The 14,172-nt window shown below is 59.9% G+C and carries 11 protein-coding genes; 6 read left to right on the top strand and 5 right to left on the bottom strand.

Translation table 11 applies throughout. The features are described from left to right. The first annotated feature begins 20 nt into the window (after nt 1–20). The 4 genes from aceF to yccS all read left to right on the top strand — a co-directional run bounded on the left by aceF (nt 21) and on the right by yccS (nt 7,177). Nucleotides 21–1,682: a dihydrolipoyllysine-residue acetyltransferase gene (aceF, locus tag QRN50_RS18075; protein ID WP_024640332.1), complete on the top strand. Its 1,662-nt coding sequence runs from the start codon at nt 21–23 to the stop codon at nt 1,680–1,682. A gap of 320 nt (nt 1,683–2,002) precedes the next feature. Further along, nucleotides 2,003–3,382, top strand: coding sequence for an ATP-dependent RNA helicase DbpA (dbpA, locus tag QRN50_RS18070; protein ID WP_010440122.1), 1,380 nt, complete (start codon nt 2,003–2,005; stop codon nt 3,380–3,382). A 280-nt stretch (nt 3,383–3,662) separates the two neighbouring features. Continuing rightward, a complete protein-coding gene (locus QRN50_RS18065) occupies nt 3,663–4,841 on the top strand; it encodes a BaiN/RdsA family NAD(P)/FAD-dependent oxidoreductase (RefSeq protein WP_096126599.1) in 1,179 nt (392 codons plus the stop codon). 137 nt (nt 4,842–4,978) lie between these two features. Then, nucleotides 4,979–7,177 (top strand): YccS family putative transporter, encoded by a 2,199-nt coding sequence (yccS, locus tag QRN50_RS18060; protein ID WP_011266454.1) that lies wholly within the window; start codon nt 4,979–4,981, stop codon nt 7,175–7,177. Here yccS and QRN50_RS18055 read toward each other — a convergent pair. Further along, on the bottom strand, nt 7,140–7,895 hold the full coding sequence (locus QRN50_RS18055) for a substrate-binding periplasmic protein (protein WP_096126598.1): 756 nt from the start codon (nt 7,893–7,895) through the stop codon (nt 7,140–7,142). The two genes, yccS and QRN50_RS18055, sit on opposite strands and share 38 nt — an antisense overlap. Nucleotides 7,896–8,121: 226 nt before the next feature. On the opposite strand from QRN50_RS18055, the gene QRN50_RS18050 reads away from it, so the two are divergent. Then, nucleotides 8,122–8,580, top strand: coding sequence for a GNAT family N-acetyltransferase (locus QRN50_RS18050; RefSeq protein WP_003404616.1), 459 nt, complete (start codon nt 8,122–8,124; stop codon nt 8,578–8,580). Nucleotides 8,581–8,587: 7 nt separating this feature from the next. Here the strand turns inward: QRN50_RS18050 and QRN50_RS18045 are convergent, their stop codons facing one another. From QRN50_RS18045 to QRN50_RS18035, 3 genes are read right to left on the bottom strand one after another with little or no spacing between them, the layout of a single operon-like run. After that, on the bottom strand, nt 8,588–8,884 hold the full coding sequence (locus QRN50_RS18045) for a winged helix-turn-helix domain-containing protein (RefSeq protein WP_003404612.1): 297 nt from the start codon (nt 8,882–8,884) through the stop codon (nt 8,588–8,590). Between the two features lie 26 nt (nt 8,885–8,910). Further along, nucleotides 8,911–9,435 carry a M48 metallopeptidase family protein gene (locus QRN50_RS18040; protein WP_003404609.1) on the bottom strand — a complete coding sequence of 175 codons (525 nt, stop codon included), beginning with the start codon at nt 9,433–9,435 and terminating at the stop codon, nt 8,911–8,913. A 32-nt stretch (nt 9,436–9,467) separates the two neighbouring features. Beyond that, the gene (locus QRN50_RS18035) at nt 9,468–11,606 is read right to left on the bottom strand and encodes a two-component system response regulator (RefSeq protein ID WP_024640337.1); all 2,139 of its coding nucleotides are present in this window, start codon (nt 11,604–11,606) and stop codon (nt 9,468–9,470) included. A 317-nt stretch (nt 11,607–11,923) separates the two neighbouring features. Here QRN50_RS18035 and QRN50_RS18030 point away from each other — a divergent pair, with 317 nt between their 5' ends. After that, nucleotides 11,924–12,595, top strand: a complete 672-nt coding sequence (locus tag QRN50_RS18030; RefSeq protein ID WP_003404605.1) for a polysaccharide lyase family 7 protein — start codon at nt 11,924–11,926, stop codon at nt 12,593–12,595. Between the two features lie 83 nt (nt 12,596–12,678). Here QRN50_RS18030 and putP read toward each other — a convergent pair whose 3' ends face one another. Continuing rightward, nucleotides 12,679–14,166, bottom strand: coding sequence for a sodium/proline symporter PutP (gene putP, locus QRN50_RS18025; protein ID WP_024641089.1), 1,488 nt, complete (start codon nt 14,164–14,166; stop codon nt 12,679–12,681). Between the last annotated feature and the right edge of the window lie 6 nt (nt 14,167–14,172).

Genomic DNA, 14,172 nt, shown 5'->3' with positions numbered 1-14,172 from the left:
TTCTCCTAAGGAGAGACATAGTGAGTGAGTTAATTCGTGTACCCGACATCGGCAACGGTGAAGGCGAAGTCATTGAATTGATGGTCAAGGTCGGTGATCGCATCGAAGCCGACCAGAGCGTTCTGACGCTTGAGTCGGACAAGGCGAGCATGGAAATCCCTGCTCCCAAGGCTGGCGTCATCAAGACCATGAAGGTCAAGCTGGGCGACCGTCTGAAAGAAGGCGACGAGCTGTTCGAACTGGAAGTGGAAGGCGAAGCGGCTGCGGCCCCGGCACCTGCTGCCGAACCTGCCGCTGCCCCTGCCCCTGCTGCTGCCGAAAAGCCGGCTGAAGCGGCACCTGCACCTGCGGCGGCCGCCGAGCCTGCTCCGGCAGCCAGCGCCAGCGTTCAGGACATCCACGTACCGGACATCGGTTCGTCGGGCAAGGCCAAGATCATCGAACTGATGGTCAAGGTCGGTGACAGCATCCAGGCCGATCAGTCGCTGATCACCCTGGAATCCGACAAGGCCAGCATGGAGATCCCTTCTCCGGCAGCAGGCGTTGTCGAGAGCATCGAAGTCAAGCTGGACCAGGAAGTCGGTACCGGCGACCTGATCCTGAAACTGAAAGTCGAAGGCGCCGCGCCTGCCGCTGCTCCGGCGCCTGCCGCCAGCGCACCCGCCGCGGCCCCGGCCAAGGCTGAGGCCGCGGCTCCAGCTGCCCCTGCTCCCAAAGCAGAAGCAGCACCTGCGCCAGCGGCTCCAGCGGCTCCGGCCAAAGACGGTGCCAAGGTTCATGCCGGCCCGGCCGTTCGTCAGCTGGCCCGCGAATTTGGCGTCGAGCTGAACGCTGTCAGCGCCACCGGCCCGCACGGCCGTGTGCTGAAAGAAGACGTTCAGGCTTACGTCAAAACCATGATGCAGAAGGCCAAGGAAGCTCCAGCTGGCGGCGCAAGCGGCGGCTCGGGCATCCCGCCGATTCCGGAAGTCGATTTCAGCCGTTTCGGCGAGATCGAAGAAGTACCGATGACGCGCCTGATGCAACTCGGCGCTTCCGGTCTGCACCGCAGCTGGCTGAACATTCCGCACGTCACGCAGTTCGACCAGGCCGACATTACCGACCTGGAAGCTTTCCGTGTGGCGCAGAAAGGCGCTGCCGAGAAGGCTGGCGTCAAGCTGACCGTCCTGCCGCTGCTGCTCAAATCCTGCGCCCACCTGCTCAAGGAGCTGCCGGACTTCAACGCTTCGCTGGCGCCTAGCGGCAAGGCCGTGATTCGCAAGAAGTACGTGCACATCGGCTTTGCCGTGGACACCCCGGACGGCCTGCTGGTCCCGGTCATCCGCGACGTCGACCAGAAGAGCCTGTTGCAACTGGCCGCCGAAGCCGCCGCACTGGCGGAAAAGGCGCGCAACAAGAAACTGACGGCGAACGACATGCAGGGCGCGTGCTTCACCATCTCCAGCCTCGGCCACATTGGCGGCACCGGCTTCACGCCGATCGTCAACGCGCCGGAAGTGGCGATCCTCGGTGTTTCCAAGGCAACCATCCAGCCCGTCTGGGACGGCAAAGCCTTCCAGCCGAAACTGATGCTGCCGCTGTCGCTGTCCTATGATCACCGCGTGATCAACGGCGCAGCTGCTGCCCGCTTCACCAAGCGCTTGAGCGAATTGCTGGCGGACATCCGCACAATCCTGCTGTAAGCCCTGCCGGCCCGTCCCCGGACGGGCCTTGCTGTACACCCTTGCGAGCTGCCACGCTCGAACCTCAACCCCGCCCTCCAGCGGGGATTTTTTTGCCCTGGATATCGCGCCCATGCTCCGCGCTCATTGCTGGATCCTGTGGGAGTGACCGGGGCGGCGATCCGCATTGCTCACGAAGACCATGGTCCAGACGCCCCATCTTCTGGGACTGTAAGGGCCCCTTCGCGAGCAAGCTCGCTCCCACGACCTTTATCGTCGGTGCCAGGTCTGACTGGCGGGTGATACACTACGCGACATTTTTGTTTTGCAGGTCCACCGTCGTGACTAACACCGCTTTCAATTCCCTGCCTCTGTCCGCTGCCATGCTGGCTAACCTGGAGTCGCTTGGTTATGCCGAAATGACACCGATTCAGGCGCAGAGCCTGCCGGTGATCCTCAAGGGCATGGACCTGATCGCGCAAGCCAAGACCGGCAGCGGCAAGACCGCTGCGTTCGGCATCGGCCTGCTCAACCCGATCAACCCGCGTTTCTTCGGTTGTCAGGCACTGGTCATGTGTCCGACCCGCGAACTGGCGGATCAGGTGGCCAAGGAAATCCGCCGTCTGGCGCGTTCCGAGGACAACATCAAGGTCCTGACCCTGTGTGGCGGCGTGTCCTTTGGCCCGCAGATCGGCTCGCTGGAACATGGCGCACACATCATCGTCGGCACTCCGGGTCGTATACAGCAGCACTTGCGCAAGGGCTCTCTGGTCCTGGACGGCCTGAACACGCTGATTCTCGATGAAGCCGACCGCATGCTGGACATGGGCTTCTACGACGCCATCGCCGACATCATCGAGCAGACTCCGCAGCGCCGTCAGACCCTGCTGTTCTCCGCCACCTACCCGGTCGGCATCAAGCAGTTGTCCTCGAAGTTCATGCGTGATCCGCAGACCGTCAAGGTCGAAGCGCTGCACGCCGACAGCCAGATCGAGCAGATTTTCTACGAGATCTCCCCGGAGCAGCGCCTGGAAGCGGTGGTCAAGGTACTCGGCCATTTCCGTCCGACGTCCTGCGTGGCGTTCTGCTTCACCAAGCAGCAGGTCCAGGAAGTGGTCGATCACCTGACCGCCAAGGGCATGTCTGCCGTCGGCCTGCATGGTGATCTGGAACAGCGTGACCGTGATCAGGTACTGGCGATGTTCGCCAACCGCAGTACCTCGGTACTGGTCGCCACGGACGTAGCCGCGCGCGGTCTGGATATCGACGCGCTGGACATGGTGATCAACGTCGAGCTGGCGCGTGATTCGGAAATCCACATCCACCGTGTCGGCCGTACCGGTCGTGCAGGCGAGAAAGGCATCGCGGTCAGCCTCGTGGCCCCGTCGGAAAGCCAGCGCGCCCGTGCCATCGAAGAATTGCAGAAAGCGCCGTTGAACTGGCAGCAATACGACAGACTGAGCATCAAGGAAGGCGGCAAGCTGCTGCCCGCCATGACCACCCTGTGCATCGGCTCGGGCCGCAAGGACAAGCTGCGTCCGGGCGACATCCTCGGCGCACTGACCGGCGAGGCAGGCATTGCGGGCACTCAGGTCGGCAAGATCGCGATTTTCGACTTCCAGGCCTACGTTGCCGTCGAGCGCAGCATGGCCAAACAGGCCCTGGAGCGTTTGAACAATGGCAAGATCAAGGGCAAGTCGCTGCGCGTGCGGATTTTGTAAAGTTTATCGTTGACCCTGATAGTCCCTACACGCCGCGCCGAGCGTCATATACAGGCCCCGAAGGTCCTGAAAACGCGGTTTTCAGGCCTCTGCCCGTAGGGCGTGGGAGCGAACGTGTTCGTGAAGACGGTAGTTCAGACGATAAATCTTCGGAGAACATACCGGCCCTTTCGCGAACAAGTTCGCTCCCACGGCCTTCGGCCAGAATCAAAAACAGGCTTGTTATAGCTTGGCGCGGAGCATGGGAACGATCGTGACCTGAAGATCGAGGAACCACGCTGTGCCCGTTACTGACGTTGTAATGATTGGCGCCGGCGCTGCCGGTCTGATGTGTGCGTTCACCGCTGCCGCTCGCGGGCGCAAGGTGATGTTGATCGACCACGCCAACAAACCCGGCAAGAAGATCCTGATGTCCGGTGGCGGGCGGTGCAACTTCACCAATATGTACACCGAGCCGGCCAACTTCCTGTCGCAGAACCCGCATTTCTGCAAATCGGCCCTGGCCCGCTACACCCAATGGGATTTCATCGCGATGGTCGCCAAACATGGCGTGCCTTATCACGAGAAAAAGCTCGGCCAGCTGTTTTGCGACAACAAGTCCAGCGACATTCTGGAAATGCTTCTGGACGAGTGCCGCCACGCCGGTGTCAGCCTGCACATGGACACCGCCGTGCAGCAGATCGAAAAGACTGACGCCGGCTACAGCCTGCAGACCACGCTGGGCACCCTGAACTGCCAGTCGCTGGTGATTGCCACAGGCGGGCTGTCGATTCCGACGCTGGGCGCCACCGGCTTTGGCTATCAGGTCGGCAAGCAGTTCGGCCACACGCTGCTGCCGACCCGCGCCGGGCTGGTGCCGTTCACCATCACCGATCAGCTCAAGGAGCTGTGCACCGAGCTGTCAGGCACCTCGGTGGATTGCCTGGTGAGCTGCAACGACACCAGCTTCCGCGAAAACATCCTGTTCACCCACCGCGGCCTCAGTGGCCCGGCGATCCTGCAGATTTCCTCGTTCTGGCAGCCCGGCGACACAGTGGAAATCAACCTGCTGCCCGATCATGACGTGCCCGCCTGGCTCAACCAGCAGCAGGCCGAGCGCCCCAACAGTGAACTGAAAACCCTGCTGGGCGAGATTTTCACCAAGAAGATGGCCAACCTGATCGCCGAACACTGGTTCGTATCCAGACCGATGAAGCAGTACACCCACGCCGAACTGGCCGAGATCGCCGAAAAGCTGGCGAGCTGGCAGGTGGTCCCGGCGGGCACCGAGGGTTATCGCACGGCCGAAGTGACGCTGGGCGGTATCGACACCCGCGAAGTGTCGTCCAAGACCATGGAATCGCTGAAATCCCCCGGTCTTTATTTCGTGGGCGAAGTGCTCGACGTGAGCGGTCATCTGGGCGGCTTCAACTTTCAGTGGGCGTGGGCGTCGGCCTATGCTGCCGCACAGTACGTGTGACCTGGTCGCTGATATGCAACATCACGACACGGCAAACCGGTATAAATTTTGCGAGGCGGATGTACAGCCAGTCATTTGGTCTGTACATATCCCCCTGCACGATCGATCAATTGCGAACAGGGCCGTCAAGCTAACCCATGGCATCGAAATCTCTCCGTCATACATTCCGTCGATTGTGGGCGCTGGATAAATTCAGCTATAGCGTTCGAGTCTTTATCGCACTGACCGGCAGCATGGCACTGTGCTGGTATCAAAATGAAATGGCGTTACTGATCCCGCTGTTTCTGGGGATTATCGCCTGCGCCCTGGCCGAGACCGACGACAGCTGGCAAGGCCGACTCAACGCACTGGCGGTGACGCTGGTGTGTTTCAGCATCGCCGCCCTTGCCGTCGAATTGCTCTTCCCCTACCCCATCCTGTTTGTCTGTTCACTGGCGCTGGCCAGCTTCTGCCTGACCATGCTCGGCGCGCTGGGTGAGCGCTATGGCGCGATTGCCTACGGCACGTTGATCCTTTCGGTCTACACCATGATCGGCGTCGATCAGCGTGGCGGTGAAGTACTGGACTTCTGGCATGAACCGATGCTGCTGGTGGCGGGCGCAGCCTGGTACGGCCTGCTGTCGGTGCTGTGGCAGATGCTGTTTTCCAACCAGCCGGTGCAACAGGCGCTGGCGCGACTGTTTCGTGAGCTGGGCCAGTACCTGAAGCTCAAGTCGACCCTGTTCGAACCGATTCGCACGCTCAACGTGGAGGCCCGTCGCCTGGAGCTGGCGCAGCAGAACGGCAAAGTCGTCGCCGCGCTGAACTCCACCAAGGAAATCATCCTGCACCGCGTCGGCAGCGGCCGCCCCGGCTCCAAAGTCAGCCGCTACCTGAAGTTGTACTTCATCGCCCAGGACATCCACGAGCGCGCCAGCTCGTCGCATTACCCCTACAACTCACTGGCCGATGCGTTTTTCCACAGCGACGTGCTGTTCCGCTGCCAGCGCCTGCTGCGTCAACAGGGCGTCGCCTGCCAGGCGCTGTCGGAATCCATCCAGTTACGTCAACCATTCGTGTATGACCCAAGCTTCGCCGAAGCCATGGAAGACCTGCACGCGTCCCTTGAACATCTGCGCATCCAGAGCAACCCTGCGTGGCGCGGCCTGCTGCGTTCGCTGCGCGCGCTGGCCGCCAACCTTGGCACCCTGGATCGCCTGATCAGCGACGCCAGCAACCCGGACGCCGTGGCCGATGCCACCGACAGCAGCCTGCTGGACCGCTCGCCGCGCAACCTCAAGGATGTCTGGACGCGCCTGCGCCTGCAGATGACCCCGACCTCGCTGCTGTTTCGTCACGCCCTGCGCCTGCCGCTGGCATTGACCATCGGTTACGCGATGGTGCACCTGATCCACCCGTCACAGGGCTACTGGATCATCCTGACCACGGTGTTCGTCTGCCAGCCCAGCTACGGCGCCACCCGGCTCAAGCTCGGCCAGCGGATCATCGGCACCGCGATCGGCCTGACGGTCGGCTGGGTGCTGTTCGATCTGGTTACCAGCCCGATCCTGCAATCGATGTGCGCCGTGCTGGCCGGGGTGGTGTTCTTCGTCAATCGGACCACGCGCTACACCCTGTCGACCGCCGCCATCACGGTGATGGTGCTGTTCTGCTTCAATCAGGTCGGTGATGGTTATGGCCTGTTCCTGCCGCGGCTGTTCGATACATTGCTGGGCAGCCTTATCGCCGGTCTCGCCGTGTTCCTGTTTCTGCCGGACTGGCAGGGACGACGCCTGAACAAGGTGCTGGCCAATACCCTGACCTGCAACAGCATCTACCTGCGGCAGATCATGCAACAGTACGCCAAGGGCAAGAGTGACGACCTGGCCTATCGACTGGCGCGGCGCAACGCCCACAACGCCGACGCCGCGCTGTCGACCACGCTGGCGAACATGCTCATGGAGCCCGGCCACTTTCGCAAGGAGGCCGACGTCGGCTTCCGCTTTCTGGTGCTGTCACACACGCTGCTGAGCTACCTTTCCGGCCTCGGCGCGCACCGTGATACGCAGTTACCGAGTGATGTCCGCGAACACCTGATCGATAACGTCGGTGCCACACTGGCCGCCAGCATCGACGAAATCGCTGCAGGGCTGGCCGAGAAGAAGCCGGTTGCGGTGCAGAGCGATGCCGAGGAAGGGCTGGCCGCGCAACTGGAGCAACTGCCCGAAGACATGGACGAAAGTCAGCGACTGGTGCAAGCCCAGCTGGCGCTGATCTGCCGCCAGCTGGCTCCGCTGCGCACCCTCGCCGCGCACTTGATCAAAGCTCCGGAGGTTGCTGCAACCCATGCAGTCTGAGCAGCTCATCGTAGGTGCCGTCGGCTTTCATGGCGGCAATTTCGCGATCAAAGTCGGCGACGATCTTGTCGTGGTGGGGATTTTTCAGGCTGACCAGAATATGCAGGCTGTTCTCGCTCAACGAGCCCGGTAGAAACTCGACCCGGTCACGCACCTCATCCGGTTCCATCGCCAGGTTGTAACGGGCTACGTACTCATCTTCCAGGGTCAGGTCGACACGCTCGGCGGCGAGCATGCGTATGGCGGTGGAGAAGTTCTGCACAGGGACCCTCTGCAACTGGCTGTCGCTGTCAAACGCAGGGGCATAAGCATAACCCCTGACCACCGCGATCACGTATTGGTGGAGCTGCTCATGGGTCAGGGTGCCAATGGGCGACTCCTTGCGCTTGATGAAACGTATCCGGTTGAGCAGGTATTGCGCAGAAAACTGGCCAATTTTCGTACGTTCATCGCTGAACCACGCATTGATCAGCACATCATGACGCCCTTGGCTCAAGCCCAGCATCGCCCGTGCCCAGGGCACTTGCTCATACAGCGTGGTGTACCCGGCACGGCGCAGCGCCGTATTGACGATATCGGTTGCCAGCCCGCCGTTGAGCAGCAGCGCGTCGGTAAAAGGTGGCCAGGGATCGGCGACAAGACGCAACTTTTCAGCTGCGTTGACGTGCGCCATCAGCAGAAAGACCAGCACCCCCACCGCTCGAAGCAACTGCGACATGCTCAGGTTCCTGAAAGGGGCGGCATGCCCGATTTAATCCTATCGGCAGGAAAACGCTCGCCCGTGAGGGCGCCTGCATTCTAATTGAAGACCTCAAGCAGGCAGTAGACAAGCCGGGCAGGCAACATGCTCAACCGGCGCAGCATTCATATCGTTGACGGCGTTTATTGGGAATGTCGGCGGATACGTTTAGACTTCGCTTCTGGTTTCCCTGCGAGTCTGCGACATGTCTATCAAATGGATCTGCAAACATCACACCGAGCTGAGCATCGAGCAACTCTATGCCGTGCTGCAACTGCGTGCCGAGGTGTTTGTGGTCGAGCAGCAATGCGTGTACCTGGACGTCGACGGACAGGACCTGATGGGCGACACCTGCCACCTGATGGCCTGGCAGGAAGACAAGCTGGTCGCCTACCTGCGTTTGCTCGACCCGATCCAGCAAGGCGGCGACGTGACCATCGGCCGGGTGGTGACTGCGCCTTCGATCCGCAGCAGGGGCATCGGCCATGAACTGATGGAGCAGGCCCTGGAAAACGCCGAACGCAAATGGCCCGACCAGCCCATCTACCTATCGGCCCAGGCCCATCTGCAAGGCTATTACAGCCGCTACGGCTTCAATCCGGTGGGCGAGGTCTACCTGGAAGACGACATTCCGCATATCGGCATGCGTCGCGATCTGGACTGAAAGCCGCTCAGGGATACTCCAGCACGGCCTTGATGCGCGGCAGATTCTCGGCAATCCAACCCTTGTCAACGGCGCCCCAGTCACGGATCCGGTAGCTGCCGGCGTGATTGCGGCCGCCTTCGAGCTGCTCGAAATCACACACAATGTCCAGATCGGCAAGCGCACTGATAGTGTCCTGCGCGGTCCGACGCGGCATGCCGGTTGCCGCTATCAGCTCCGGAACACTGCTGGCGATCTGTGAATCTATCAGATACGCCACGTACAGGCGGCGATAGAAACTGCTTTTGGTCTTGCTGACCTGCATCGTCGAATCCTTTTTCAGTGCCTGGCTCAGCATGGCGCTCGCGCGGCCTGCAGATCGCGGTACGTCAGGTACACGCGCAAATCGAACTCCAATTGGTGATAACCGGGCAACATGTGCTCGCACAACTGGTAGAAGGCCTTGTTGTGATCCGACTCACGAAAGTGAGCCAGCTCGTGCACGACGATCATTTTCAGAAACTCTGGCGGCGCTTCCTTGAACAGCGCGGCCACACGGATCTCGTTACTGGCCTTGAGTTTGCCGCCCTGCACTCTGGATATCTTGGTGTGCAGGCCCAGCGCGCGGTGGGTCAGGTCGAGACGATTGTCGAAAAGAACCTTCTTGATGGCTGGCGCGTTGCGCAGGTGATCCTGCTTGAGCGCCAGCGCATAGGCGTAAAGGGCCTTGTCGCTCTGGACCTGATGCCGCGCGGGGTAGCGCTGCTCAAGGTAATCCGCCAGACGATCCTCGGCAATCAGCTGCTGCACCTGATCCTGCAGGGCCTGCGGATAGGCCTGCAGGTATTTGAGCGGAGCAGGGCTGGATGCAGTCATGGGGCCTTTGCATGAGATCGAAAAACGCCATTCTACAACAATCTGGTTTGCCTGAAGCCCGCCACATCAAAGTGCCCGGGAAAGCGCAACGCATCTTCAGGCAACATCGGATGAGCGATCAAAAAGCCCTGCATGACCTGACAGCCGTTGTCTGCCAGCCACTGGTATTGCTCGGCAGTCTCGACCCCTTCGGCAATAACCAGCATATCGAGGTTGCGGCTCAGGTCGATGATACTGCTGGCCATCGCCGCCTCGCGCTTTGACCCTGCAATATTGGCCACAAAACGCCTGTCCAGCTTCAAGGTGTCGAGTTGCAGATTGCGCAGGTGCGACAGCGAGCATTCGCCGGTACCAAAGTCGTCGAGCGCAATGCGCACACCGACCTCATGCAACAACTTCAGCTGTTTGTGGCTGTGCGTCAGGTTGTTGACCAGGGCGGTTTCAGTGATTTCCACCTCTATCTGCCCCGGTTTCAGCTCGAAGCGATCCATGGCGCGTTTCAATTCCGAGGCCAGATTGGGCAGGCAGAATTGTGTGGGGCTGACACAGACACTCAACACCATGTCGGGCGCGAAGATGTGGCTCCATGCCTGACGCTGCTCGGCGCCCTGATCAAAGATCCAGCTGCCGAGCCGATTGATCAGTCTGGTCTCTTCCAGCAACGGAATGAACAGCGCAGGCGGGACCTCTCCGACCGCTGGATGCTGCCAACGCAGCAAGGCCTCGAAACCACGCAAGCGACCATCCGCCACGTGAATCTGGGGCTGGTACACCACTGAAAAATCCCGACCGTCGATGGCCGTACGCACGCTTTCCTCAAGCATCAGTCGCGAGCGGGCGCGCCCGTTCATGTTCTGATCGTAAAACCGGTATTGTTGCCGCCCTGCACGCTTGGCCTCGTACATGGCGATATCTGCCGCGCGCAGCAGACCGTCCAGATTCGAGCCGCAATCCGGAAAGGTCGCAATGCCGACGCTGGCACCCAGGGTGATCTCGACACCGTCGACCTGGCGTCTTCCGGATACCCGCTCGATGAGCTTTTCGGCGATCTTGGCCGCCTGTTCGGGGTAATCAAGCCCGTCGATTACGACGGTGAACTCGTCGCCGCCGATGCGTGCCAGCACATCATAGGGGCGCATGCTGTCCTTGAACTGCTCGGCGACCCAGAGCAATACCTGATCACCGGCCTCGTGGCCCAGCGTGTCGTTGATCTGCTTGAAACCATCCAGATCCATGAACAGCACGACCAGGTATTTATCCGCCCGCTCGTTGCGCAACAGCATGCTTTCAACGGCCTGATAAAGTCCCCGGCGATTGAGCAGGCCTGTCAACGCATCGGTGACGGCCTGTTTTTCCAGCTGCTGATAAAGATCACGAACCACCGACATATCGAGAACCGTCAGCACCATTGCCTTCTGTTCGGCGGGCAGCGCCGCGCAGGACAACGCCACTGGCAGTTGCGTGCCTTGCGCCGTACGCAGAATGGCGTCGTGCACCCGATAGGTGTCGGACTTGCGATAGTGCTGGTAAAAGCCCGAATCCAGCCAGTGGCCTACCTTCGGTTCGATGATGTAGTCCAGCACCTGGGTGCCGCGCAGGTGATCGACGGAGGTGTTCAATAACTGACAGATAGCCGGGTTGGCAAAGCTGATGGTGCCTGCTTCGTCAACGACCAGAATGCCTTCGGCGACGTTGGCCAGCACCGATGCGTTGAACGCACGGGCCGACTCCAGCTCCAGTGACAGCTGTTGCAGCGCACGACGATTGCGCTGTTGCTCAAGCAGGGTCTGCACCTTGGGCTTGAGCACATTCGGGTCGAAGGGTTTGAACAGATAGTCCGTCGCACCATTCGCATAGCCCTTTTGCACCGCATCCTGGGTCTGCTCATTGGCGGTGAGAAAAATAATCGGCGTAAGGCGGGTGCGCTGACTGCCACGCATCAGTCGCGCGACCTCGAAGCCGTCCATACCCGGCATCTGCACATCCAGCAAAACCAGGTCGACTTCCTGCTCGAGAAGTACGGTCAATGCTTCTATTCCGGAACTTGCAGTCACAATGTGCCAGTCCGTTCTTTGCAGAACAGCGCACATCGTCACCAGATTTTCCGGGTAATCGTCTACAACAAGTAAAACTGAAGAGCCATCATCTGGCTGGTTTGGCACGCGTTCCATGCTGCTTCTCTGTGTGGGCATGACGCCTGAGACTCAGGACGACCGTCATACTTTGGAATAACTCTAGCCTCGTCTCGCCAAAAGCAGAAGCAAGGCGCCTCTTCCCTACTGTCAAAGTTCGATCTAGCCGACTAACGGTCATTCTCTGCACCCCTTACAGGCTCTGCCCTGCAGAAGAAGTGACAGCACTTTGACGCCATCCGTTCGACATTTTTTTATTAACAAATTGTCCTACAAGCCGTATAAAAGCTGGCTGAAGCCTCGTGCCAGAGGCTTTCTCTATGAGCGATACAAAGACATTTACGGACGGAGACAAAATGGTAGATCTTGGATCGTGGAATCTCAGCATCCCGGTGGGGTCGCCCCCCAAGACCATCGAAACCGCTCAGTTAGTAAAAGGCTACGACGGTAAATATTTCAAATCCAAAACCGACGCCATTGTGTTCTGGTCGCCCGTCACCGGCACTAAAACCGAGAACGCCAAATATTCCCGAAGCGAACTTCGGGAAACGTGGTCCGATGGTTCGCTGCATAATTGGGTGTACCCGGATGCCGACAACTTTCTGAATGCCAAACTGGAAGTCGACCAAGTACCTTCCTCAGGCAAGATTGTCATCGGACAAATACACGCATACGAGAGCACAGAGCCGCTCCTGAAAGTCGAGTTTCAATACAAGGAAGACACCAAGACCGGCGATATCGTTGCAAAAGTCCGCAACCGCTATGACGACGATGAAAGCAAGGTTTACACCATCGTAGAGGGTGTGAAGCTCAATGAGACATTCAATTACGTCATTCACCTGAGCAAGGGCGGAAAACTGTCCGTCAGCGCCAAGGATCAGGACTGGAGCACGCGCATCAGTGAGACCTGGCGCGACAAGCCTCTGTACTTCAAGGCGGGGGTGTATACCCAGGACAATACCGGGTACACCTCGGAGGGTGGCAAGGCGACGTTCTACAACCTCGACATCGATCACAACCAGAGCTGAGCGGCACGCAGCTCTCAGCCTGAATACACAACGGCCCGCGCTTCACGAAGAAGAACGGGCCGTTTGTGTTTCAGTCAGACCTGTCAGCGGTTGGCTTTGAAATCCTGTTCGGCGGCCAGGAAACGGGTCTGCATGGACGCAGAAGCAGGCTTGCCGATCAGGCTGAATACCACGATGGCGATGCTGGCCAGGATGAACCCGGGGATGATTTCATACAGCCCCATGGTACTGAATTGCTTCCAGAGCACCACGGTGGCCGCACCCATAATGACCCCGGCCAGAGCGCCGTTGCGAGTCATGCCCTTCCACAGTACCGAAATCAGTACCACAGGGCCGAAGGCTGCGCCGAAACCGGCCCAGGCGTAACTCACCAGGCCCAGCACGCGGTTTTCAGGATTGGCCGCCAGCAGAATGGCAATGATCGCGATCAGCAGCACCATTGCCCGACCTACCCAGACCAGCTCGACCTGCGAAGCGCCCTTGCGCAGATAAGCCTTGTAGAAGTCCTCGGTCAACGCGCTGGAGCACACCAGCAACTGGCAGCTCAGCGTACTCATCACCGCAGCCAGAATGGCCGACAACAGCACGCCGGCAATCCACGGATTGAACAGCAGCTTGGCCAGCTCGATGAACACCCGCTCCGGGTTCTCGGTAACCGGCCCGGCGACCTCAGGGTGCGCGGAAAAATAAGCGATGCCGAAGAAACCCACCGCCACGGTGCCGCCCAGGCACAGGATCATCCAGGCCATGGAGATGCGTCGGGCGCTGGCAATCGACTTGACCGAATCGGCCGCCATGAAGCGCGCCAGGATATGTGGCTGACCGAAATAACCCAGGCCCCAGCCGAGCAGGGAAATGATGCCGATGAATGTGGTGTTCTTGAACATGTCGAAGCTGGTCGGGTCTTTCGCTTCGATCGCCAGAAAGGTGGTGTCGACGCCGCCCGTTGCCAGCAGAACGATGACCGGCGTCAGGATAAGGGCGAAGATCATCAGCGTGGCCTGCACGGTGTCTGTCCAGCTCACCGCCAGAAAACCACCGACGAAGGTGTAGGCGATGGTCGCCGCAGCGCCGGCCCACAGGGCGGTTTCGTAGGACATGCCGAAGGTGCTTTCAAACAGACGCGCGCCCGCAACGATGCCAGAGGCGCAATAAATGGTGAAGAACACCAGAATCACGATGGCCGAAATGATGCGCAGCAGGCCACTGTTGTCTTCGAAACGGCTGCTGAAGTAATCCGGCAGCGTCAGTGCGTCACCGTTGTGCTCTGTCTGCACACGCAGACGGCCGGCCACGAACAGCCAGTTCAGGTAGGCGCCGATGATCAGGCCGATGGCGATCCAGCTTTCCGACAGGCCGGACATATAGATGGCACCGGGCAACCCCATCAACAGCCAGCCGCTCATGTCCGAGGCTCCTGCTGAAAGAGCGGTGACCACGCTGCCGAGGCTGCGTCCGCCGAGAATGTAATCCGAAAGGTTGTTGGTAGAGCGATAGGCCATCAGGCCGATCAATACCATTGCCGCTATATAGATCACGAACGTGATCAAGGTAGGGTTGCTGACACTCATGAGTTC

The organism is Pseudomonas sp. MEJ108 (genome assembly GCF_030208985.1).
GTDB lineage: Bacteria > Pseudomonadota > Gammaproteobacteria > Pseudomonadales > Pseudomonadaceae > Aquipseudomonas > Aquipseudomonas fragariae.
The sequence above is the reverse complement of the archived record's forward strand: the minus strand, read 5'-3'. Positions and strand labels throughout refer to the sequence as shown.